We start from the raw sequence: 23862 nt of genomic DNA, 5'->3' as shown, positions 1-23862 counted from the left end.
AGTTTAGCGGGTTTACTCGTGAAACTCTAAAATAGAGCGCCCCTTAATACAAGGGGCGCTTCTTCATGTGATTAATTGTTTCTGAAAATGGAAAAGTTCAATCCCAATGCGAAGGTGACCCAGACTATATAGGGAATCATCGCTAAACCGGATGCACGGTCTATTCTATAAAACTCGAATGCCGTTAAAGTAATAAGGGTCAGCAGTGCAGCCATTTCAATAAAGGCCGTTCCGCGCAATCCCCATTTGAAGAATAAAAAAGACCATAAGAAATTCAACCCTAGTTGGGTATCATAGAGGCGTTCAGCGGACTTCGATTCTTTTTCTTTGGATGCAATGCGATATTTCGCTATTCCCATAATCGTATAAAGGCTTGTCCAAGCAACGGGGAAAGTCCAGGAAGGGGGCGCAAATGAAGGCTTCTTGAGTTTATCATAAATTTCTTTTGAATTCCTTGTGGCGAATAAACCCACAAGTGAACCTCCGACCACAGGCACCAATAAACTTTTAGCGAATTTTCCGTAGTTCATAATGGATCCACTTCTTTCTTCATAATTTGGATGTTCTTATACCTTTACCTTTTCATATGAAAATAAAACATGTCCTTTAATGACCAAGTGTAACTTTCTTCCAGATTATACGTCGGTACTATTAAGAAAAGGGGGAATACCGATGAACCGTAAAACAATGATGCTTATGTTCTGTTTGTTACTTTTACTTGCTGGATGCAGCAGTAATGAAAAAGAAGATTCAGCATCTAAAGCAGAGGATGAAACGGCGGACAGTAAAATGGACGCTTCAATTTCCGGGAATAAGGTGCAGGAAGAAGCAGCGGAAAAGGAAGGGGTGACGGATGAAAGAAAAGTCATCCATCAAGCCCAGCTTGAGTTGAAGGTGAAGAACCTTGAAAAAGCACAAATGAAGATTGAGAATAAGGTGGCTGAATATGGCGGATATGTAGTCGAGTCCAATGTATACAGGGAAGATGAAGAACTGGTGGAAGGAACGATCACTGTTCGGGTCCCTGAATCCCGTTTTCAGGATTTTCTGGCCGATAGCGAGGGCGAGGCTTCGGAAGTGGTCGGAAGGAATGTGACAGGGCAGGATGTAACCGAGCAATATGTAGATCTAAAAGCAAGATTGAAATCAAAGAGGGCAGTAGAGGAAAGGTTACTTGCATTCATGAAGGATGCTGAGAAGACGGAAGATTTACTGAAAATATCATCCGATCTTGCCATGGTGCAAGAAGAAATAGAACAGTTGACCGGGCAAATGAAGTATCTTGAAAACCAAACCTCATATTCGACGGTCACCATCACGTTATCACAGGACCGGATAGTTGTGCCGGGCATTGATAATAAGGAATTGAATACATGGGAGAGAACGAAGAAACAACTTGCAACGAGTGCGAATCTATTACTTAAAGCGGGTTCAGGAATCATTGTTTTCATAATAGGAAACTTGCCTATCCTCATTATTTTAGGCGGAGCGGGTGCTGTGGTCCATTGGGTGTTCAAAAGAAGGGGTAAAGGGTGAAAGGCAGAAATAGAGGGTGCCAATTAGATTGGGCACCCTCTGACATTTATCTATTCCGTTTATGCAAGCCAGTCACATAATACAGGGCTACCAACAGTAAGATCCAAATCGGACCAACGATTAGAGCGATTCTTGTATCTGCTGAAAAACCGAGTACGACCATTACAAATACTAAAAAGGCTAAAGTGAAATAAGAAGTGAATGGGAAAAGCGGCATTTTGTAAGACAAGCCTTGCTTTTCTCCCTGACTCAATTTCCGTCTAGACATGATCTGTGTGACAAGTATGGTTCCCCATGTCCAGAGGGCGCCGAATGTAGCGACACTTGTGACGTATGTGAAAACTTTATCGGCTTCCATGTAGTTAAGGTAAACACCGAAAAGAAGCACGACAGCCGAAACGATGATGGCAACGCCAGGAACGCCTGACTTTGTAGTACGTTCGAAACTTTTTGGTGATTCACCTTGCTGCGCCAGGTTGAATAACATTCTTCCTGTACTGAAGATCCCGCTGTTACAAGATGAAAGGGCTGCTGTCAGTACGACAAACTGAATGATTCCTGCTGCACCTGGTATACCGATTTTATCAAACATCATAACGAATGGGCTGTTTTCTCCATTCATTTCATCCCATGGTGTGATCGATAGAATGACTGTCAGAGCTAAAACGTAAAAAAGTAAAATCCGATAAAAAACGGTATCGATGGCTCTTTTTAAAGATTTTTCAGGATTTTTAACTTCACCTGCGGTTACTCCAAGCATTTCAATTCCCAAATAGGCGAACATGACCATTTGGAAAGAGAGGATGACACCGGAAATCCCATTAGGGAAAAACCCTCCATGTCCAACCAGGTTGCCGAATCCGACCGCGATTCCGCCGTTCCCCAGTCCGAAGATGATCATTCCGAAGCCAAGGACGATCATAAGGATGATCGTAATGATTTTCACTAAGGCGAACCAAAACTCCAATTCACCATATGCTTTTACTGCAAGAAAGTTAATCGTCGTCATGATGGCAAGAGCGGCTAACGCCCAAGCCCATTGCGGGGTATCAGGGAACCAAAATTGCATATAGATTCCGACTGCCGTAATTTCAGCCATACAGGTGGCAATCCAAACGAACCAGTAATTCCATCCGGTTATATATCCGGCAAGAGGACCGACAAATTCGCTAGCATAGCGACTGAAAGAGCCAGCGACAGGATTTTTAATAGCCATTTCCCCAAGTGCACGCATGATAAGATAGATCATAAGCCCGCCAATGGCGTAGGCAATGATGATGGCTGGGCCGGCTAATTTTATCGCAGATGCCGAGCCGAGAAATAAACCGACTCCAATGGCTGCGCCAAGAGACATTAATGCGATATGTCTTTCTTCCAAACCTCTATGCAGTTGAGATTCTTTGGAGTTTTGCATAATTTTCCCCTTTTCTATGTTGGAGTTTAATTTTCTCTATCTAGCATTTTATCACTAGTAGAGGAGAATACATATAATTTATTGATTTTTCACATAATATTACAACTAAATAATATATTTTAATAGGAAGAATGTAAAGTAAAAAATGAAAACGCTTACTACAAAGTGATTCAATCTATTCTCATCGTATTTATAATCTTTCAAAACAAATAGAATGCTATTCAAACAAAATATAATTATGTGATTTTTCTAAAAATTTAGACTCTTTACAGTGGAAAAGCGGGCCCAAAAACAAGGAACAGGCATCTATAGGATCCAATTCATTCCATTCCGGTAAGAAACCATTCCATGAATCGTTTGATACTGATTTCCACGGAAGTCGATATTATATGTAACGTCATGGGGAAAAGTATTGTCAAAAATGAGAGAAAACGGCTAGTGAAGCTTAGCGAAATTTAGGGGAATAGCCCGGGAAATATCGAAGGCTGTTATGGAAATGAAAATGATACGAAAAACCTTCAGAAATCCAATGTACTGTTTCAGTATGTAGTTCCTAAAAAAACTGTAGACAAACTCGGTGAAGTCGAGTTTGTCTACAGTTTTAACCAACAGCATGCTACTGCCGGTTTTTTTTACTCTGTTTTATAAGAAGACTTTGAATGAAACTCAATAACAATGATCCGATTAAAGCTCCCCAAAAAGAATTTATTACAAAGCCACTGACGGCATAGGATGTGATTTGGAATGTGAAGGCATTGATAATGAAAGAAAATAACCCGAACGTCAGGATGGTGATCGGCAATGTGATAAGCAGGAGAATGGGTTTAACCAGCAAGTTCATGATCGATAATATAAAAACCGCCAGCAAGGCTGTTCCGTAAGATTTAATCGTGATGGAGTCGAGAAGCCAGTCAATAACGAGCAATACCAGCCCGTTGATAAGAAAACGCATTATTATGTTCATGAATAACTCCTCCTGAAGACACTTTCTATATGTCATTATACTAAAATTTCATGAATTTCAGTTATATGTTTGCTGAATTGTCACAAAAAAAAGAGGAATACGATATGTATTCCCCCAGAATCGAAAGGACCTTTTTACTAAAAAAAGGTCCTTTCGATTTCAGAAATCCGCCCCCTTTCCGCCGACTGTCTGCCAAGCCTCATCGGCGCAAGCGCCTGTGGGGTCTCGGCTAGCCAGTTATTCGGCAGGAGTGTCGCAACTTTCTTCCATCCAATATAGGTTTCATCCGATATAAAAAGTAAACCATGAAGGATAAGCAAGTCATGTTTTAAAACACCGTTCGACAGTCTTTTCATTTAAAAAGGTCCAGTCTTTCAGAAGCCCGCTCCCTTTCCGCCGACTGTCTGCCAAGCCTCATCGGCGCAAGCGCCTGTGGGGTCTCGGCTAGCCAGTTATTCGGCAGGAGTGTCGCAAATTTCTTCCATCCAATATAGGTTTCATCCGATATAAAAAGTAAACCATGAAGGATAAGCAAGTCTTTTTAAAAACACCGTTCGACAGTCTTTTCATTTAAAAAGGTCCAGTCTTTCAGAAGCCCGCTCCCTTTTCGCCGTAAGAACCCCTATTTGTCTGCAAAATGCGACCCAGTAGGTTCTATTTAGTTGTTGGCAATGATCTTTTCGAATTCACTTAATTCCAATGTGTTTTTCAATTTCGGGTTGGTGTTTAAGGAAAGCAGGGCACTTTCGATGAGAAAGATCCGCGGTTCAACGTTTTGTAATAATTCCTCTTGGATAAAGTGAATCAATTTCAAGTTTTTGACCCGTTCTGCTTCATCATCTTGGCATAGCCTCAGGATCATCTTTTTTAGGTCGTTTGCAGAGTGCAGGAGTGCTGTATGAAAATCCTGTTGTGTATGGAAGCACTCTGGCAGCCATTGCTTGATGAGATCGGGTTCCAAAAGCTGTGCTTTTGACGAGCTGACATCTTCGAAAATCGATTTAATCCTATCGACACAATAACGGATAATTTCAGTAGGGTTGAAATCGGGCTCTTTAGCCAAGGCATTAAAATGAATCGTTTGATGCATCATCCCCGAGTAGATAATGGCACAGTCCAAAATATAAGGTTTTTTATCAGCACCGAAAATGTCCAGAAACCGTTTTGATAGCCAATGGATATGCTGGAATTTCGCATGCGTGATGAAGTTCTTAAGTTCGGTGTCATTTGAAATCATTACTTCTTCATATAAGAAAAAGATTTTATTGCTTTGGTTGGAGTGCATTTGTAATTCGGATTGTTTAATGAATATTTCAATATCTGCAAGGTTTTGCCCAATCAGCAATTCATTCCGCTCTTTTTGTAATTTTTCTTGCGAAGTCAGGAAGACTGCCTTAAGCAATTCGCTTTTAGAAGAAAAATAGTTATAAAATGTTCCTTTTGAAATGCCGCTATAATCTAAAATATCCTGAATGGAAGTGGCTTGATAACCCTTTTCAATAAATAATTGGTGTGCATATTTAACTACCAGTTGTTTGCGCTCATTCATATATATCACCCTTACTCTTATTGGACGGTCATTTTAACGTAATAGTATCTTATTTTCTATACGAACACAAACCAGTATGTTTACAATTTCTCCAGCGAAATAAGGGTGAAGGCCTTTTGTTTCAGTCCGTTTATGAAGAGTTCTGCTGAAGTTAAGGTTCACAAAGCAATGAAAAATTCAGCTTCTATGTCTCCTTCATTCGCCATGTAAATAAAGCCTGATGAAGTGAATAAAGTCACAGGAGAACAGTTCGGTTTGTTATAAGATAAATAGAAGGAAATAGGTAAAGTAGCGCAAAGTATTCATTATTCGTTATCATTCTCGATTACTATCTCATTGGTAGGAGAAATGATAAAATCACTTGTCATGAAGGAATATTGGTTATAAGGGTCGTATACCATTATTAGGAATTCAATTATGCCTATAAGTTGTTACGTCAACGTGTATGCAATTTATGATTTCCGTATTATGGTTTTGTGCGAGGTCATATCATCAACGGAATAATAATGAATTGATTATTATATTAAAATTATTATAAATAAGTATTGATTTTTTTCTGAGAAGCTTTATCATTATATACATAAATATTAATGAAAAGGTGGTTCAATTATGTCGAATAAGAAAAACCTTACTACAAGCTGGGGAGCTCCAGTAGGAGATAATCAAAACTCGATTACTGCTGGCGAACGCGGCCCGGTACTCATTCAAGATGTACACTTATTGGAAAAACTAGCCCATTTCAACCGTGAACGTGTGCCTGAACGTGTAGTTCATGCGAAGGGTGCCGGTGCTTTCGGAACTTTCGAAGTAACGAACGACCTTTCTCAGTACACGAAAGCTAAACTTTTCAATGGTGTGGGCAAGAAGACAGATCTTTTTATCCGTTTCTCCACAGTTGCAGGTGAATTGGGTTCTGCTGATACAGTCCGTGACCCGCGTGGATTTGCTGTTAAATTCTACACGGAAGAAGGAAACTACGATATCGTCGGTAATAATACGCCTGTATTCTTTATTCGCGATGCGATTAAGTTCCCTGACTTCATCCATACACAAAAGAGAGATCCTAGAACACATTTGAAAAACCCTACGGCTGTTTGGGATTTCTGGTCACATTCACCAGAATCTCTGCACCAAGTGACGATCCTGATGTCCGATCGTGGCATTCCTGCTACACTTCGTCATACACATGGTTTCGGAAGCCATACATTTAAATGGGTGAATGCTGAAGGAAATGGCGTTTGGGTGAAATACCACTTCAAAACAGAACAGGGCATCAAAAACCTTGATGTAGATCTAGCTGCAAAATTAGCAGGTGAAAACCCTGATTACCATACGGAAGATCTTTTCAATGCCATTGAAAAAGGGGACTTCCCTGCATGGAAATTATATGTTCAGATCATGCCTCTGGAAGATGCGGATACATACCGTTTCGATCCATTCGATGTGACGAAGGTATGGTCTCAAAAAGATTATCCGCTGATTGAGCTTGGCCGTATGGTATTGAACAGAAATCCTGAAAACTACTTTGCTGAAGTAGAGCAAGCCACGTTCTCACCAGGAACATTCGTACCGGGAATTGAAGCTTCCCCAGACAAGATGCTTCAAGGACGCCTATTCGCATATGGAGATGCACACCGTTACCGTGTGGGCTCGAATCATAACCAGCTTCCGGTGAACCGTCCGAAAGTGGAGGCGAACAACTATCAACGTGATGGCTTCATGCGTGCTGATGACAATGGCAAGGGATCTGTTTATTATGAGCCGAATAGTTTTAGCGGCCCTGCCGAAACAACGGAAAATAAAGTCACTCCTTTCGAGGTGACTGGGAAAGCTGCACAAGTTGGTCATAATAGTGATGATCACTACACTCAAGCAGGTGACTTATACCGTCTACTGAGTGCTGAAGAGAAAACTCGACTTGTTGATACGATCGTGGGCGCAATGAAACCTGTGGAATTGGAAGAAATCAAGATTCGTCAAATCGGTCATTTTTACAAAGCCGATCCAGAATACGGAACGCGCATAGCCGAAGGTTTAGGTTTGCCAGTACCGCAAGAAGCGTAAAATATGGGACTCCCAATCTATTAAATGAAGACAGGCATCCATTCATGAATGGGTGCCTGCTTTGTTTGTTTTATGGAGGGCTCCGTTATATAAATGACACCCGACAAGATCGGTAAGAATATATAGTTATAAATGTTTGTAAGGAAGTCATGCGGTCAGATTAATTGGGGGCCAGTTACTTAAATTATCGGTAAAGGGTGGAATTTATGACTAGTAAAAAGAATCGGGTGTTAGTAGGCAGTCCAATTTACCAGAAACCAGATATTTTACAAAAGTTCCTGCTCTCACTTAAAAGGTTGGATGTGGAGGGACTGGAGCTTGGCATTTTCTTCGTTGATGACAATGAAGATGAGCGATCAAGCAAAATGCTCGAGGATTTCAGTCAGGAGCGGAACAATGTAAAAATATTGTCATCCAATCAAAGTGATATATACGTGTGTAATGGCATTACCCATTACTGGAATGAAAATCTGGTTTGGAAGGTCGCTGATTTCAAAAATATAATAATCGAACACGCGATTAAGGAAGACTATGATTATTTATTTTTAATCGACTCGGACCTCCTGTTATATCCTCTGACCATCAAGCAGCTTATTTCTGCCAAAAAGGATATCATCTCTAATATTTTTTGGACAAAATGGCAGCCTGATGCCGAAGAACGGCCTCAAGTATGGTTATACGATGAATACACCCAATGGGAGATATCACGCGGTCAAGCGTTGGCTGACTCGGAGATCACCACACGTTATCAGTCGTATATCCGACAGATGAGAACACCTGGTGTTCATAAAGTTGGGGGCCTGGGTGCCTGTACACTCATCAGCCAAAAGGCGTTGAAAGCAGGTGTGAATTTTAAAATGATCGAGAATCTATCATTTTGGGGTGAAGACCGGCATTTTTGCATCCGTGCCGCAGCGTTAGGTTTTTCCTTGCATGTTGATACCCACTTGCCCGCTTATCATATATACAGGAATTCAGACTTGGACGGTGCGATGGAATTCCTTGAGCGGACGGATAAACGGGAAGCTCCAGGGGCATCCCGTCCCAAATTAACGCTGAGCATGGTCATCAAAAATGAAAGTGACCGTTATCTAAAGAAGGTTTTAGAGGAAATTCGTGATCATATTGATGAAGCTGTGATTATTGATGATGGCAGCACGGACGATTCCGCAGAGGTTTGTTTAGAGGCATTGAAGGGGATACCGGTGCGTATCATCAGGAATGATGTCTCCAAGTTCTCCAATGAAATCGAACTTCGTAAACAGCAATGGTCGGAGACGGTGAAGTCAAATCCTGAGTGGATTTTAAATCTTGACGCTGATGAGATGTTTGAAAAAAGATTCAAAAAGGTAGTCAGGCAGCTGATAAGTGATCAAGAAGTGGACGTATATTGCTTCCGGTTATATGACTTTTGGAATGAAACCCATTACAGGGAGGATGGACGCTGGTGCGCTCACCGGTATTACCGGCCGTTCCTGGTCAGGTATCGGGAAGGGTTTGAATGTAAATGGAACGATAGGCCGCAGCATTGTGGGAGATTTGCAGAAAATGTCTTTGAATTGCCTCACAAGTTATCCGACATTCGCTTAAAGCATCTGGGCTGGGCCAAAGAAGAAGATCGGATGGAGAAATATAAAAGATATCAGGAATTAGACCCTGAGGGTAAGTATGGAAATACTGAGCAATATCAAAGCATTCTGGATGATGCTCCCAATTTGGTTCGTTTTGAGGAGTGACTTTTCGATGAGGGTGCGTTGGCAATAATTAAATCGAATCAGCATACATTTGGTTAAGAGGAGGTGCAGTATGGACGTTTTTGTGCGGCAAAATGATTCCTTGTGGTATTATAGCCAATTATTCAAGGTGAATTACCAACTTATCATTGATTCCAATAGTGGAATCGATCCACTTGCACTTATGATTGGCCAACAAATCAAAATTCCTGGCTTTACGACGACCGGTTATAATATTAAACAAGGTGATTCGTTATGGGCAATTGCCAGGTCACGTCATCTTTCATTGGATGCCCTATTTTTGGTTAATCCCAATCTCAACCCGAACGCCCTGCAAGTTGGTCAGACAATTTCTGTGCCATTAAGGATTACGTGGAGGCTAATTCAAGGAAACCGGGAATATGATTATGAGACGATGATGACCGATGTAAGACGTTTGAAAACTATCTATCCATTTATTAAAACCTCCCCGATCGGTGACTCTGTGCTTGAAAGGGATATTCCCGAAGTGCTGATTGGAAATGGTAACAAACGAGTTCACTATAATGGTTCCTTTCATGCGAATGAGTGGATAACGACGCCTGTGATCATGACCTTTTTAAATGATTATTTACTCGCAATCACGAATCAGGCTGACATCCGCGGTCTATCTCTGTTTCCCTTTTATCAACAGACGATGCTGTCGATCGTCCCAATGGTGAATCCGGACGGAGTGGAGTTGGTTCTAAAAGGTCCGCCTGCAGATGAGTCATTGAGACGACGGCTCGTGGAATGGAATAATGGAAGCGAAGACTTCTCTGGCTGGAAAGCAAATATTAACGGGGTGGATCTGAATGATCAATTTCCCGCCAAATGGGAGCTGGAAAAAGAACGCAATAATGTAACGGAGCCAGGTCCGGCAAATTATCCCGGGGAAGGTCCGCTTACACAGCCAGAGGCCATTGCAATGTCAGAGTTGACAAGAAAACGTGATTTTGGCAAAGTCCTTGCGTTCCATACCCAAGGAGAGGTCATTTATTGGGGCTTTGAAGGTTTGGAACCCCCCGAGTCGGAAACGATAGTCAATGAGTTTGCGAGGGTCAGTGGATATGAGCCTGTCAAATCCGCCAATAGTTACGCAGGGTATAAGGATTGGTTCATTCAGGATTGGCGCAGGCCGGGGTTTACCGTGGAGCTGGGCAAAGGAACGAATCCCCTCCCTATAACACAGTTCGATGAGATTTATCAGAAGTCGCTTGGGATTTTCTTGGCAGGGTTATATATGTGAATTTTGACCAAATGAAAAAGCTCAACTCCGTTACCATGGGGAAGAGCTTTTTAGTCTTATAAACTATTAGACTTGAAACGATGAGGGCTGCTGCAAAAAATAAGTAAAGTCATGCTTTACTTATCGATTGCATGATTGACACGCTTTTAAGCCTGAAATTAACGGACATTCTCCATGTCCCAGTAATATTGCAGCCCTTACCAAAAGGAATTCTAATCATTTACGGTAAGAAGTTTAACTTCCTTAACTTTAGTATCGGCCCCACCTACGCCAGATACTGTGACGGCCACGCATGCCATCCAACCTAATTTCATTATAATAGAAAGCGCTTACATTTTCAAAAATAATCGTAATGCAAATTTCGACATTCGCATAAGTGTCCCTTACCAGTAGGCGGAGAATGGGCGTTACTGATAAGGGCCCTATAAAATTCAGGTTAATCTGCAATGAACTCCTGCAACTTTTTTGTTAGTCCGCCACTGCCGAATTTAATGAACTTTGTCTTTCCGGCCTCTTGTGCCGGGGGTGCAGCAAATTCCAAAAAAGCTAAAAGGTTGATCCTTCGGTAAAGTATATGGTCAATGCCATATTGATAGAACCAATTATCGATTGCATTGTAAACCCCTCTATTCAGGTCATATTGCTGCCGGCACCATTCGAAAAATAATCTGTCAGGCAGATTGATGTACTTCATATCCTCAAGGCGGCCATTTTTCTTCTCATTCAAAATAGGGAAAATGGGCCTTACTGATTCCTTTTGCATAGTGTTTTTCCTCCCTTATTGATAAAAACGAAAAGGCTCCCTACTCATGCTGAATAGGGAGCCTCCAGTGAACTGGTCAGCTTATATACTTTCATCCAGCATAAAACTTATTATTCCTATTTGTCAAGTGGGTATTTAAAAAAACTTAAATGAATTAATTTTGTTTATTGTTTTTGATGCAATTTAAATGAAAATACGAATAAATATTTATGTTTATTCGTTTATAGTTCGTATATAATGATTTTGAGGATATGGAGGAGGAGAGACTGAATGTATAAATCGAAAAAGATTTTATTATTGGGCTCGGGTGAATTGGGGAAAGAGGTCATAATTGAAGCACAGCGACTTGGTGTGGAGACCGTTGCTGTAGACCGCTATGAACATGCACCTGCCATGCAAGTCGCTCATCGCAGTTATGTGATCGATATGCTGGATGCGGAACAATTAAGGGGAATTGTGGAAAAAGAACAACCCGATTTAATTGTACCGGAAATCGAAGCCATCGCTACATCTGAATTAATCAAATTGGAAGAGGAAGGCTTTCATGTCATTCCGACGGCAAGAGCGGCTAAATTGACTATGGATCGTGAAGGAATCAGGAGATTGGCTTCTGAAACCCTGGAGATTCCGACCGCAGCCTACAAATTCGCAGATACATATGAAGAATTTGTCCAAGCTGCCAAGGAAGTTGGATTTCCCAATGTGGTAAAACCGCTGATGAGTTCCTCAGGTAAAGGGCAAAGTGTGTGCCGCACGGAAGGTGACCTGGAGGATTGCTGGAGGATTGCGATGGAAGGCGGCCGGGTTCAAAATGGACGGGTGATCATTGAAGAGTTTATCCGTTTTGATTCGGAAATCACGCTGCTTACTGTCCGGGCCATAAATGGTACCATGTTTTGTGCCCCCATCGGTCACATTCAGCAGGGCGGGGATTATATTGAATCCTGGCAGCCGCATGATATGACAGAAGAACAAATAATGGAAGCAAAAAGAATTGCGCATGCCATTACGGATGAACTTGGGGGCTACGGATTATTCGGGGTTGAGCTTTTCCTTTCAGGGGATAAAGTCTATTTCAGTGAAGTTTCCCCGCGTCCGCATGATACGGGGCTAGTGACTTTAGTGACTCAGAATTTGTCGGAGTTTGCCCTGCATATTCGGGCGATTCTAGGATTTCCCATCCCGGAAATCACGCTGATCAGTCCAGGTGCCAGCCGTCCATTAAAAGCGCAGGATGAGTTATCGGAATATTCTATAGTCGGTGTTGAACAGGCTTTGGCTCTACCTAATACACAAGTGCGCCTTTTCGGAAAACCTGTTACAAAGGCAGGTAGAAGGGTCGCAGTCGCCCTGTCGTCTGCCGATTCAATCGAATTGGCGAGAGTGAATGCGTCCCGTGCTTTGGAATGTTTAGTTGTAGAGAAGTAATCGTTTAAAAGCCCTTTGGGTAGAAAGCTTCAGTTTGTCGACAAAGGGGGGCGGAAAGGGAGCGGATTTCTTTAACCCAAATTGATTTCCACTCAGGCACTCGCTTTCCGCGGGAGGTCCGCCCTCGGTGCCCTTTGCGTGTGGGATTCCCCTTGGACCCGCATTTCTAAGCAGGAGTCTTGAACAACCTTTCCAACCAAATTGAATATCTTTTAAAAGAAAAACGGTAGGCTGGTCTCATCCCGAACTGAGAATTTGTCTACAGTCTGACTCTTAAGCATCCTGATAGTGATAGGGTGCTTTATTTTCTTTTCTCCACTGATTTTTTTAGCACTTTCAAATTCCTCACAAGTCACCCTGTTTTGAAGACATCGAATAAAAAAAGATCACTTACCCAAGCTCGTGTTAACTAAATCTTTTCACTCATCAACCCCTGTAAAATGGCCCCACTACTGGTGATTTTCCTGAACAACCAACAACCCGCATAAAAGTGGCATGCAATTCCGTGGCATGTCCCTTTACCTTGTCTTAACAATTATCCTGCTGCATTTTTACATAGCCTTGACATTGGGTTCATCTTCTTCACCTATAGTTTAATTAAATAGAAAAAATTAAAGGGAGGCTATTCATTTGAATCGCACATGGAGTAAAAAGGTATTGCCCATCACACTGGCTTCAGCAATAGCATTTGGAGGTTTATCATGGTCCGCAGCGGATCGTGTTTCGGCAAAGGATAAGACAAAAAAAGACCCGGAAATCAAGAACGTGATATTCCTGATCGGTGACGGCATGGGTGTTTCCTATACCTCCGCTTACCGGTATTTAAAAGATAACCCTGGTACGAAGGTGGCAGAACGGACAGAGTTTGATAAATACTTGGTTGGCCAGCAGATGACTTACCCAGAAGACTCTGCACAAAATATAACGGATTCAGCTTCTGCCGCAACGGCAATGTCTGCCGGAGTGAAGACTTATAACGCTGCTATTGCAGTGGATAACGATAAATCTGAAGTCAAAACCGTATTGGAAGCAGCAAAGGAAAAAGGAAAAGCAACAGGATTGGTTGCCACTTCAGAAATCACTCATGCGACACCTGCATCTTTTGGCGCCCATGATGAAAATCGGAAAAACATGAATTCAATCGCAGACGATTATTATAATGAATTAGTCAAGGGCAAACATAAAATTGACGTCCTATTGGGCGGTGGAAAGTCAAATTTTGTCCGACCTGATGTCAATTTGGCGAAAGCCTTCGAAAAAGACGGTTACAGTTATGTGACTGATAAAAATCAAATGCTTAAGGACAAAAATGAACAGGTACTTGGTTTATTCGCTTCTGAAGGACTCCCGAAAATGATTGACCGCCCAAGTGAAACGCCTTCTTTGTCAGACATGACAAGTTCGGCGATCCAGCGCTTGAATAAAGACAAAGATGGATTCTTCCTGATGGTCGAGGGAAGCCAGGTCGATTGGGCCGGACATGATAATGATATCGTAGGTGCAATGAGTGAAATGGAAGACTTTGAAAAAGCATATAAAGCGGCCATTGAATTTGCGAAGAAAGACAAACATACCTTAGTTGTGGCTACTGCGGATCACTCTACAGGGGGATTCTCGATCGGGGCAAAAGGAATATATAACTGGTATGGTGAACCGATCAAGGCAGCCAAACGCACCCCTGACTTCATGGCGGATGCCATCGTAAAAGGGGCCGATGTTGAAAAGACATTAAAGCAATATATTGATCAAAATGAAGTGAAGCTAACTGACGGTGAAATCAAAACGGTAACAGAAGCTGCCAAATCAAAAAATGTGACGAACATCGATAACGCCATCGAAGCCATATTCGACAATCGGACCAATACTGCATGGACTACCGGGGGACATACAGGTGAAGATGTTCCGGTCTACGCATATGGACCATATAAAGAACGTTTTGCAGGGCAGGTCGATAACACGGATCAAGCCAAAATCATCTTTGATCTATTAAAGAAGTAAAAACACTTCAGGGAGGGATTCGATGAACAGACTGATGATTGGTGCCCTGTTATTAACGGCTTTTGGTGCTCTTAATACCCAACCAGCTTACAAAGAAGAAACGAACGCTAAAGAAAAAACAGAGGAAGTTGCCCGGCCACTGGTAAAAAAGGATGTCTATGTTCCGAATCCACAGCTTCCTGATGATATAAAATTGAACCAGATCGGTCAGAACGTTTCCGATGCAAAAGGCGAATTGACTTTGAAGGCCTATAAAAAAGTGAATGAAACATTGAATGTTGGCCCGATCGAGGTTAAAGTCAAAGAAATGAAAGTGATGCATGCCACTCCGGATTACAGCATGATTGATTTCTTCCACGGCTATACGCATGATGAAGATTTCGATATCGTAAAAATGAACGTGGAAATCAAAAATAATACGGATAAAAAAATCATGTTTTCCCCAGTTGCCTTCCTTGAAACGGATAGAGGAGAACATCTGACATGGGAAGATGATATCTACTTGGAAGAACTTGCTGGTGAAATAGAAGGAAACGGTTCAAAAAGCGGAAACATCGGTTTCATTCTAAATGATGGAAACATAAAGGGCGTATCCGTCATGACAAGTGATGCGGTGGATGAAGAAGGGAAAGTCCTTGCAAAAGGCAAATCAGCTGAATTCGCTTTTTAAAGAGTATGTATAAATGCCTTGGAAAAATAAAATACTAGAACAAGTGATAGGATTACTATCACTGAACGGAATATCCAAATCCTAATGATGAGGTGACACAGAATGAGCTATAAAGATCAATTAGATCCACATTCTCAAAAGTTTCACCATAATTGGACAAGACCTAAGCGTTCAAATTCTCAAGTTAATGGCCATACGCAAGAATCACAAACGAACATTATACTAAGAAGCAATGCAAAGGCTCACAGGTGGTAACGGATATTTCCGACAAAGAAGGAGGCTCCCAGCGAGTCTTCTTCTTTATATTTAATCCAGAAAACCAATCAAGGCATACATGGCTTTTCACTCATTATTATGATACCATTTACCTTTAAGATTGAAGTGATGAGCTTGGCGTGAAACTGAAGTTTCGTTTCCGATTGAACGTTTCACTTTATACAAATAGAGGACGTGAATTGTAATGATTAAAATTGAAATCCCTGCAGCGGATATAAGCATCAAACAAAGAAAGCAAGTTATAGAAGGAGACGAACCTGTCATTCCTGAAATTTACGGGTTTATCGATTTTCATTTGATTCCCCGTGATAAAGGCGGCATCATCTTATTTTACAATGAAAATGATGAAGTGATTTTTGTCGGTAAAGCACGTAAATTAAGACCAAGGGTCAAGAAGCATTTCGAGGATAATGTTTCTCCGCTTAAAGAGCATCGTAATGAAGTCAAGAAAATTGACATTCTTTTAGTCGAAGACGCTATGGAACGTGAAATCTATGAAACGTACATGATCAATAAGCTTCATGCTAAATACAACGTCGACAAAGTGTTTTATAAATAAGAAGCCTATGAAAAGCTGAGTGCATATGCAGTCAGCTTTTTTGTGTCCAAAAATAATTTCGTACATTTACAGCTGCTACATGTTAGGTTAACATTGCTGGTTTATATTTAGAGTATTCCAATACATTCTCAGGAGGAAGCTATTGAAGAAAATACTTTGTAAAAAGGTGTTAGTTATCTCGATCGGGACAGTGATTGCCTTTGGGAATTTAACGTGGTCCATGTCACAAGCTTCTAAATTGGCGAAACAGAGAGAAATTGAAACTTTTGAACAAAAGACAGTAAAATCTTCAGGGTGGGAAATGGCGGAATAAGCATAGTGACAAATGATTTTTTTCTCCATTTGCAACTAAGAAAAAGAAAAATGTATTGGGAAATGAAACATTGTTGATGATCAGCAGCTTGTCAAAAATACATTAAATGATATAACTCAATGGAGGTTCTTTACACATGATGTGTGATTGGGCTTCCTTTTAATTTTTGTTTTAGGCTCTTTTCGTAAAGATTGTTGTTTTTAAAAATAAACGATTTAAGGTTGATTGGAGCGGAAGTGCGAGACTCCAGCGGGAGCAGCGGGACAGGTGAGACCCCACAGGCGTTTACGCCGAGGAGGCTCACCGCCCGCCCCGCGGAAAGCGAGCATCTGGAGGGGAAATCAACCACACCGCACTACTTGGTAAATAGCAACAAAGTATGCGAAAACAGCCTTGTTTTAAGTTTCATGAAGAATGTCAGCACCTTTCATTTATCCGTGATTGCCCCTGAAGCAGTATTGGAGCAATCGTGATTACAATTGTCAGGAAAAGTATTTGGAGGCAATTTTGAAAAAAACTTGCAAATAGTAATGATTACGTTTTATTATAAAAGGGTGTTTTTACATGAGAGATAGCTTCGGGATTTAAATCGTAATGATTTTGATTTGTAGGAAGGTATCAGGTAAAGGAGTGGAAAGCGATGGAGATGAAGAAAATTCCGGTTACGGTATTGAGTGGATACCTTGGTGCGGGAAAGACGACGCTTTTGAATCATATTCTTGAAAATCGGAATGATCTGAAGGTTGCCGTCATCGTTAATGATATGAGTGAAATCAATATTGATGCTTCTCTGGTCAAGCAGGGAGGGTTTACCCGGACGGATGAAAAACTGGTGGAAATGCAGAATGGCTGCATTTGCTGTACGCTTCGTGAGGATTTGATGATTGAAGTGGAGAAATTGGCGAAACAAGGGGACATTGATTACATCGTGATTGAATCGACTGGGATAAGTGAACCGGTACCTGTAGCTCAAACCTTCTCGTATGTTGATGAAAGCATGGGAATTGATTTAGCGGAATATTGCCGGCTTGATACGATGGTTACCGTTGTTGATGGGTATAACTTTTGGCAAGACTTCACTTCAGGAGAAACACTCATTGACAGGATGCAAGCAACTGATTCTGCGGATGGCAGGGAAGTCGTCGATCTATTAATAGATCAGATAGAGTTCGCCAATGTCATCCTGTTGAATAAAATCGATCTAATTGATGCTGACGCCGTTGAGGAATTGAAAGCGGTTCTTCAAAAAATGAATGCGGATGCGAGGATCATCGAAACAAATCATTCCAAGGTGCCGCTAAAGGATGTATTGAATACGCAATTATTTGATTTTGAAGAGGCAAGCCAAGGAGCTGGCTGGATAAAGGAATTGAATGAAGTGCATATCCCAGAGACCCTGGAGTACGGGATTTCTTCCTTCGTTTACAGAAGGAATATACCCTTTCATCCCGAGAGGCTGATGGAGTGGTTAGAAAACTGGCCCGTACAAGTGGTGAGGGCAAAGGGCTTCCTTTGGCTGGCATCGAGAAATGATACGGCAGGTTTACTATCGCAGGCAGGACCGTCATTAACTTTACAAGCGGCTGGTAAATGGATTGCAGCATACCCTGAGGAAGAACAGCGCCAAATTTTAAAGGAGGCACCTGAATTATTGGAACGGTGGGATGCAGTATACGGTGACAGGATGACTGAGCTGGTGATGATTGGCATTCAAATGAATCAACAGGAAATCGAAACTGAATTAGATCAATGCTTATTGACGGAAACTGAGATGCAGCAGGATTGGTCTCAGTACGAAGATCAATTGCCTGCATTCACGGAAATGGTTCATTAAAAAAACGTTAGGAGGAAACAAAAATGAGAGTAAACATTACTTTAGCATGCACAGAATCAGGGGACCGAAATTATATCACGACGAAAAACAAGCGGAATGACCCAGACAGGATCGAATTGAAAAAGTACTGCCCGCGATTGAAGAAACACACGCTTCACCGTGAAACGAAGTAATTTTAAGGTTTAAATCGTAATGATTATGTTTTATTGAAGAGAATGGTGTAAAAGGAGGGAGGTTCATGTTGGAATGGATCATTATTGGCGGAGGCTTGGCATTGTACGGAAGTCATTTCAATGCCCTTTTAACATTCTCCATCCGTACACCATCTGGATGTGTATCCATTCAGCCTGCAGAAATAAGTGGAAACGGCAGCCTGGAACAATAACTTTTACGGAAATCCTTCAATGAACATGGTGTAGATTTATCCATTAGGCGTGGGTGCAAGGGGAAGTCACCTCTGTGCCTGCAAAAAGGGACAGGGATAAAAAATCCAATTGCAAAACAATCGATGGCATGTAGGACAAAAACTTGCGATTTCAATTGGCGTTGGTGAACATGCTCCAGATATCCAGGAATATATCGGGAGCAAGACAGGCAGCGGAACGAATTGTGAACAGTTTATAGAATCTATAAAAAAAATCTTTAAAAAAGGAGAATATGAATGGCGAAAAAATCTAAAGTGATAAAAGCGCAAAAACAGTTGGAAATGGTCGAAAAGTATGCACAACTTAGAAAGGAATTGAAGGAGAAAGGGGATTATGCCGCATTGGCCAAACTCTCTCGTGATTCATCGCCGACAAGGGTCCACAATCGTTGTGGAGTAACGGGGAGGCCTCGTGGATATATGCGCAAATTCAACATGTCACGTATCGTTTTTAGAGAGCTTGCTCATAAAGGGCAACTGCCGGGTGTCAAAAAGTCAAGCTGGTGAAGATGGGTGATGAAAGGTGATTAAATAGTCTTTCTTTCATTTACTTTTTATGGAAATCATTTATAAGAACAGGAGCCTTTGTTGAACAAGAAAGGGTTTTTATCTGTGGATTTTGTTGGACATTGACGAAGCGGCTTGTAAAGTGAACGTTAAAAAAGCAGAAGTCTTTAAGACTCTGCTTTTTACCTTTGGAAAAATTCAATCCACTCTTTTTCCGGTCCATATACGTAGAAATAGCGATAACCATTTGGAAGGGTGACAATCTCTTCATCAATCAGCTCAGTATTATCCAAGTTTTTGATCCGGGCATATTCTTCTTCGATATCATCCACGGTAATGGCAAAATGGTGGATCGTTGCTTCGGATGGCAGTGTGTCGCTATATCCCTGAATCAATTCTATTTCTGTTTCGTCCGACTCTTCGTAACCCAGGAATGCCAGTTCGATTACCCCATTAGTATGAGTCATGCGTGCTTTTAATTTTAAATCCAGCACATCTTGATAAAAGGCGATGGATTTTTCAAGATCTTTTACAACGACGCCAATGTGATCGACCCTTTTCACAGCCAAGAAATCTTCCTCCTTCATTATAGCCAGATGCAATATAGCTAATATTAGTATATATAAGATTATTCGGAATTGAATTACATTTTTATTGCGTTTTAGATAATTTTTTAAATGATGTTAACAAAGGGAAAGTATTGGTGAATAATGAAAAAATGATAAATGGCTTATGGGATAATAGTTTTCTTCCATAGTTTTTCTTGAAGATTCTTTTCTTGGAAAGATTGGAATTCATCATTTCCATGGCAAAAATTTGTTTCTAAATGGAATAGTCGATATACTATTACAAACAACTCCATTATTAATGGATATGAGAGGAGAGGTAGTATGGGAAAAATTCGTGAAGGTGAAGTTTTCACCCTTACCGATGACAGCGATGAAGGCCATGAAGTAGAGGTTTTAGGATCATTGGATGTAGAAGGAACGGAATATGTTGCAGTAGGTTTACTTGAAGATATTGAAGAGGATACAGATGAAGATATCGATATTTTCTTTTTCAGGGTCGAAGGCGAAGGTGAACTGCTCGATATCGAATCGGATGAAGAGTTCGAAAAGGTATCATTGGCGTTTGAAGCGGCATTTGAAGCGAAAGAATGACAAGATAAAGGCGGCACATTGTGTGCCGCCTTTTTTTTATGTATAAAGAAAGTATTGGCCCCGCCTTCGCCAAATACCATGATAGCCACGCGTGCTATCCAGCCTTACTTAAGTATAGGGTTGTATTATTGATAGGACGTGTGCTACATATGAAGATTTTGTTAATAAACGGAGTATTTTTCCATCTCCGAGGCATAGGATAAAAAAAGTGGAGGTGATGGGATGGCCGTTGTAAAGCACACTGATGCCGATATTGCCTTATTGGCAAGATTGCTTAGGGCGGAAGGCGAGGGTGAAGGTGATCAAGGCATGTTGATGATCGGTAATGTAGGGATCAATCGGATTAGGTCGAATTGTTCCGATTTCAAAGGGTTGAGGACGATTCCAGACATGATTTATCAGGAGCATGCCTTTGAAGCTGTACAGAAGGGGTATTTTTATCAGCGGGCAAGGGATAGGGAAAAAAGGCTAGCGCGCAGAAACGTAAATGGTGAAAGGCTATGGCCCGCGAAATTTAGCCTATGGTACTTCAGGCCGCCGGGAGATTGTCCGGCAACATGGTATAATCAGCCCTTGGTTGGGCGTTTCAAGCTTCATTGCTTTTATGAACCAACAGGTACGGAATGTCCGAACATTTATAATACATTTTAAGGAGGAGGCTGGACCTTATGGAGGTTTGGCCTCTTTGTGCACCAGTCTTTAACTAGGAAAAATCATATGATAAAACTGGCAAATGATTTACTGATACTGTAAAATTGAGACTGTAAATTTCCGGATAAGAAAGGAATAAAAAATTGATGAGTAAAAGGCTTATTAATTCTGGACAAGGGCAAATGGGAGTACAGCCGGAGGATAATACCGAGAAATTTAAGTCTTTCATGGAGAACAACCCGGACGCCATTTCCATTGTTGATCTGGAAGGAAAGACCCTTCAGGTGAATGCAGCTTTTGAAGAGTTTTTCGGTTGGACGAATGATGAGCTCATTGGCATGCCATTTCCTATTATTCCTGATTTCTTGAAGGAATCAGTCAATGAATTGCATGACCAGATTAAGGCAGGGGTACAAAAGAAAGGCTTTGAAACGGTCAGGTTAAGGAAGGATGGCCAGTTAATCGATGTAAGCATCTCCCTGTTCAATATTCGGGATGATGAAAATGAGCCGTGCGCTCTGGTTTTCGTTTATCGGGATATCACGAACCAAAAACTTGCCGAAGCTGCCTTGAAGGAAAGTGAGCAAAGGTATCGCAGTTTAGTGGAGGTGTCACCTGAAGCGATTTTTGTACATCGCAATGGGATCATCGAGTATATGAATCCCATGGGGGCAAAAATGCTTGGGATGGATAGTGTGGAAGATATTATCGGTAAATCGGTTTTTCAGTTCGTTCACCTGGAGTCCCGGGAGAGTGTACAAAGAAGAATCGATATCATGAGGGATGATCACCAGGCGGTTGGTTTACTGGAACAAAAGTTCATTCGACTTGACGGACAAGTATTTTATGGAGAAACACTCGGTCTTCCGATTATTTATAAAGGTCAACCGGCCATACAGGTATTCTGCAGGGATATTACGGAGCGTAAAAAGACCGATGAGCTGCTCTGTAAATCCAATATGTTATCAGCGGTAGGGCAGATGGCTGCGGGTATCGCACACGAATTAAGAAATCCATTAACTACGGTCAAAGGATTTTTACAATTATTAAGGGAAAATCCTGAGCAAAAGGATTATCTTGAAATGACGGTCAGTGAAGTTGAAAAAATCGAAACCCTGGCCAATGAATTTTTAAGTTTAGCAGAGCCTGAAGCGAAGGTTTGTGAATACATCCAGCTTAACGATATATTGGATAGTGTGATTACGTTAGCCGAGTTTCAAGCGATATTGAATGATGTTGAAATCATCAAGGAATATAATACGGAGTCGGTATCTGTCTTTGGCGAACCGAATCAGTTAAAACAAGTATTCACGAATGTCGTCAATAATGCGATAGAAGCCATGCCGAATGGCGGCAAACTTCATATACAGTTACACCATGGAGGATGCTATGCAATGATCCGATTCATTGATTCAGGCTGCGGAATCTCAAATGAGCGCATGGAACATCTAGGGCAGCCTTTTTATAGCACCTCTGAAAAAGGAACGGGGTTTGGGCTCATGGTCAGTACTAAAATCATCCATGAGCATAATGGGGAAATTCATTTCAGCAGCGAAGTGGGAGAAGGGACGATTGTAGATATCAGTCTTCCTATCAATGAAAGTTCACAATGAAAAGTGACGAGAAGCCATGCTCTCGTCACTTTTTTTGGTTTATAGCTTAACGATCGTCCTGCCTCTTGCTTCCCCTTTTAATAGGGTGGGAAGGACGTCAGGCAATTCTTCAAGTGTAATTTCCTGTTGGATGAGCTGTTCTAAATGGTTGAGTTTAAAGTCGGTGGCAAGGCGATGCCAAACTTTCAATCTTGTATCCATCGGGCAATTGACCGAATCGATCCCAAGCAGATTAACCCCTCTTAGAATGAATGGAAAGACGGTGGCTGGAAGGCTTGTACCAGCAGTCAATCCACTGACCGCCACAGCTCCGCCATACTTGATTTGGCTAAGGACCGAGGCTAACGGTTCACCGCCGACGGGATCTATCGCCCCGCTCCACTTCTGTTTTCCCAGTGCCCGCAGTTTGCCATCATATACTTCATCACGCGAAACGATGGTCGCCGCACCGATTTCCTTCAAGTATTCATGCTCCGATTCTTTTCCTGTACTCGCCTCAACGGAATAGCCAAGTTTGGAAAGGATCGAGACGGCGAAACTGCCGACCCCGCCAGTTGCACCAGTGACGAGAACGCTTCCTTGCTCAGGGTTGAGATTATTTTCTTCCAGTCGCAGAACCGATAAGGCTGCGGTGAAACCGGCCGTTCCGATGATCATCGCCTCTTTCATTGTAAGGCCATCAGGAAGCGGGACGATCCACTCTGCAGGAACACGGGCAAATTGACTATAGCCCCCTGATTGGGAAACGCCAATCCCGTAGGAGGTCGCAATGACTTCGTCTCCTTCTTTAAAGCGGGAATCCTCAGATGAAACGACAACACCAGCCATGTCAATTCCCGGAACGATCGGATAGGTGCTGACAATGTTTCCATTTGGAATTGCCGCAAGGCTATCTTTATAGTTCACACCGGAATAATGAACACGGATGAGCACTTCGCCTTGAGGTAGGTCATCAAGTGATAGTTGCTGAATGTTAACGGTGAATTGATCATCTTGCTTGTTCACGACCAATGCATCAAATTGCTGTATCATGGTTCGTTCCCCCTTAAAATAATGAATCTATCCCATTATAAAAGAAAAAATATAGGAATGTATAATGATACAATTCAAAATAAGTAGCGCTTGCTTTTCTTTCTGCT

General features: G+C 41.7%; 26 protein-coding genes. 18 read left to right on the top strand and 8 right to left on the bottom strand.

All coding sequences use genetic code 11. The features are described 5' to 3' along the window. Positions 1 to 71: 71 nt before the first annotated feature. Complete coding sequence (locus BW986_RS11640; protein ID WP_076368082.1) at positions 72 to 530, bottom strand: TspO/MBR family protein; 459 nt, start codon at positions 528 to 530, stop codon at positions 72 to 74. Positions 531 to 672: 142 nt separating this feature from the next. Between BW986_RS11640 and BW986_RS11635 the strand changes: the two genes are divergently transcribed. Further along, positions 673 to 1536: a DUF4349 domain-containing protein gene (locus BW986_RS11635; RefSeq protein ID WP_076368081.1), complete on the top strand. Its 864-nt coding sequence runs from the start codon at positions 673 to 675 to the stop codon at positions 1534 to 1536. 46 nt (positions 1537 to 1582) lie between these two features. On the opposite strand, the gene BW986_RS11630 is transcribed toward BW986_RS11635, so the two are convergent. From BW986_RS11630 to BW986_RS11610, 4 genes are all read right to left on the bottom strand, one after another. Further along, entirely contained in the window at positions 1583 to 2950 is a 1368-nt protein-coding gene (locus tag BW986_RS11630; protein ID WP_076368080.1) for an amino acid permease, read from the bottom strand. A 616-nt stretch (positions 2951 to 3566) separates the two neighbouring features. Continuing rightward, positions 3567 to 3914, bottom strand: a complete 348-nt coding sequence (locus BW986_RS11625) for a phage holin family protein (protein WP_076368079.1) — start codon at positions 3912 to 3914, stop codon at positions 3567 to 3569. Between the two features lie 137 nt (positions 3915 to 4051). Next, the gene (locus BW986_RS11620) at positions 4052 to 4270 is read right to left on the bottom strand and encodes a hypothetical protein (protein ID WP_076368078.1); all 219 of its coding nucleotides are present in this window, start codon (positions 4268 to 4270) and stop codon (positions 4052 to 4054) included. 302 nt (positions 4271 to 4572) lie between these two features. Beyond that, positions 4573 to 5463: a TetR/AcrR family transcriptional regulator gene (locus BW986_RS11610; RefSeq protein WP_076368076.1), complete on the bottom strand. Its 891-nt coding sequence runs from the start codon at positions 5461 to 5463 to the stop codon at positions 4573 to 4575. Positions 5464 to 6072: 609 nt separating this feature from the next. Between BW986_RS11610 and katA the strand changes: the two genes are divergently transcribed. From katA to BW986_RS11595, 3 genes are all read left to right on the top strand, one after another. Next, on the top strand, positions 6073 to 7527 hold the full coding sequence (gene katA / locus BW986_RS11605) for a catalase KatA (protein ID WP_076368075.1): 1455 nt from the start codon (positions 6073 to 6075) through the stop codon (positions 7525 to 7527). A 206-nt stretch (positions 7528 to 7733) separates the two neighbouring features. Next, positions 7734 to 9263 carry a glycosyltransferase gene (locus BW986_RS11600; protein ID WP_076368074.1) on the top strand — a complete coding sequence of 510 codons (1530 nt, stop codon included), beginning with the start codon at positions 7734 to 7736 and terminating at the stop codon, positions 9261 to 9263. Positions 9264 to 9333: 70 nt separating this feature from the next. Next, complete coding sequence (locus tag BW986_RS11595; protein ID WP_076368073.1) at positions 9334 to 10527, top strand: M14 family metallopeptidase; 1194 nt, start codon at positions 9334 to 9336, stop codon at positions 10525 to 10527. Positions 10528 to 10963: 436 nt separating this feature from the next. On the opposite strand, the gene BW986_RS11590 is transcribed toward BW986_RS11595, so the two are convergent. Continuing rightward, on the bottom strand, positions 10964 to 11290 hold the full coding sequence (locus BW986_RS11590; RefSeq protein WP_076368072.1) for a hypothetical protein: 327 nt from the start codon (positions 11288 to 11290) through the stop codon (positions 10964 to 10966). Between the two features lie 270 nt (positions 11291 to 11560). Between BW986_RS11590 and purT the strand changes: the two genes are divergently transcribed. The 11 genes from purT to rpsN all read left to right on the top strand — a co-directional run bounded on the left by purT (position 11561) and on the right by rpsN (position 19299). Continuing rightward, positions 11561 to 12718 carry a phosphoribosylglycinamide formyltransferase 2 gene (gene purT, locus BW986_RS11585; RefSeq protein ID WP_076368071.1) on the top strand — a complete coding sequence of 386 codons (1158 nt, stop codon included), beginning with the start codon at positions 11561 to 11563 and terminating at the stop codon, positions 12716 to 12718. 630 nt (positions 12719 to 13348) lie between these two features. Then, positions 13349 to 14716, top strand: coding sequence for an alkaline phosphatase (locus tag BW986_RS11580; RefSeq protein ID WP_142244584.1), 1368 nt, complete (start codon positions 13349 to 13351; stop codon positions 14714 to 14716). Between the two features lie 22 nt (positions 14717 to 14738). Then, entirely contained in the window at positions 14739 to 15386 is a 648-nt protein-coding gene (locus BW986_RS11575) for a DUF4352 domain-containing protein (protein WP_076368069.1), read from the top strand. A 102-nt stretch (positions 15387 to 15488) separates the two neighbouring features. After that, positions 15489 to 15641 carry a YpzG family protein gene (locus BW986_RS11570; RefSeq protein ID WP_076368068.1) on the top strand — a complete coding sequence of 51 codons (153 nt, stop codon included), beginning with the start codon at positions 15489 to 15491 and terminating at the stop codon, positions 15639 to 15641. A gap of 199 nt (positions 15642 to 15840) precedes the next feature. After that, entirely contained in the window at positions 15841 to 16221 is a 381-nt protein-coding gene (locus BW986_RS11565; RefSeq protein WP_179086071.1) for a nucleotide excision repair endonuclease, read from the top strand. Positions 16222 to 16363: 142 nt separating this feature from the next. Then, the gene (locus tag BW986_RS30205; protein WP_179086061.1) at positions 16364 to 16534 is read left to right on the top strand and encodes a hypothetical protein; all 171 of its coding nucleotides are present in this window, start codon (positions 16364 to 16366) and stop codon (positions 16532 to 16534) included. A 640-nt stretch (positions 16535 to 17174) separates the two neighbouring features. After that, positions 17175 to 18368, top strand: coding sequence for a GTP-binding protein (locus BW986_RS11560; RefSeq protein ID WP_311316552.1), 1194 nt, complete (start codon positions 17175 to 17177; stop codon positions 18366 to 18368). Positions 18369 to 18391: 23 nt separating this feature from the next. Then, positions 18392 to 18541: a 50S ribosomal protein L33 gene (rpmG, locus tag BW986_RS11555; protein ID WP_076368066.1), complete on the top strand. Its 150-nt coding sequence runs from the start codon at positions 18392 to 18394 to the stop codon at positions 18539 to 18541. Positions 18542 to 18606: 65 nt separating this feature from the next. Further along, the gene (locus BW986_RS30200) at positions 18607 to 18753 is read left to right on the top strand and encodes a hypothetical protein (RefSeq protein ID WP_179086060.1); all 147 of its coding nucleotides are present in this window, start codon (positions 18607 to 18609) and stop codon (positions 18751 to 18753) included. 109 nt (positions 18754 to 18862) lie between these two features. Further along, a complete protein-coding gene (locus tag BW986_RS30195) occupies positions 18863 to 19051 on the top strand; it encodes a hypothetical protein (protein WP_076368065.1) in 189 nt (62 codons plus the stop codon). Then, positions 19030 to 19299, top strand: a complete 270-nt coding sequence (rpsN, locus tag BW986_RS11545) for a 30S ribosomal protein S14 (protein WP_076368064.1) — start codon at positions 19030 to 19032, stop codon at positions 19297 to 19299. The genes BW986_RS30195 and rpsN overlap by 22 nt, the downstream gene beginning before the upstream one ends. A 182-nt stretch (positions 19300 to 19481) precedes the next feature. Here the strand turns inward: rpsN and BW986_RS11540 are convergent, their stop codons facing one another. After that, the gene (locus BW986_RS11540; protein WP_076368063.1) at positions 19482 to 19886 is read right to left on the bottom strand and encodes a VOC family protein; all 405 of its coding nucleotides are present in this window, start codon (positions 19884 to 19886) and stop codon (positions 19482 to 19484) included. Between the two features lie 303 nt (positions 19887 to 20189). Here BW986_RS11540 and BW986_RS11535 point away from each other — a divergent pair, with 303 nt between their 5' ends. The 3 genes from BW986_RS11535 (at position 20190) to BW986_RS11525 (ending at position 22723) form a co-directional block, all read left to right on the top strand. Continuing rightward, positions 20190 to 20459, top strand: a complete 270-nt coding sequence (locus BW986_RS11535) for a DUF1292 domain-containing protein (protein WP_034310405.1) — start codon at positions 20190 to 20192, stop codon at positions 20457 to 20459. Positions 20460 to 20681: 222 nt separating this feature from the next. Beyond that, on the top strand, positions 20682 to 21110 hold the full coding sequence (locus tag BW986_RS11530; RefSeq protein WP_076368062.1) for a cell wall hydrolase: 429 nt from the start codon (positions 20682 to 20684) through the stop codon (positions 21108 to 21110). Positions 21111 to 21256: 146 nt separating this feature from the next. Continuing rightward, positions 21257 to 22723 (top strand): PAS domain-containing sensor histidine kinase, encoded by a 1467-nt coding sequence (locus BW986_RS11525; RefSeq protein ID WP_076368061.1) that lies wholly within the window; start codon positions 21257 to 21259, stop codon positions 22721 to 22723. Positions 22724 to 22762: 39 nt separating this feature from the next. On the opposite strand, the gene BW986_RS11520 is transcribed toward BW986_RS11525, so the two are convergent. Next, positions 22763 to 23755 (bottom strand): NADPH:quinone oxidoreductase family protein, encoded by a 993-nt coding sequence (locus BW986_RS11520; RefSeq protein WP_076368060.1) that lies wholly within the window; start codon positions 23753 to 23755, stop codon positions 22763 to 22765. Between the last annotated feature and the right edge of the window lie 107 nt (positions 23756 to 23862).

The organism is Peribacillus simplex (assembly GCF_900156045.1).
GTDB lineage: Bacteria > Bacillota > Bacilli > Bacillales > DSM-1321 > Peribacillus > Peribacillus simplex_D.
Note: the sequence above shows the minus strand (reverse complement) of the source record. Positions and strands in the feature narration are given on the sequence as shown.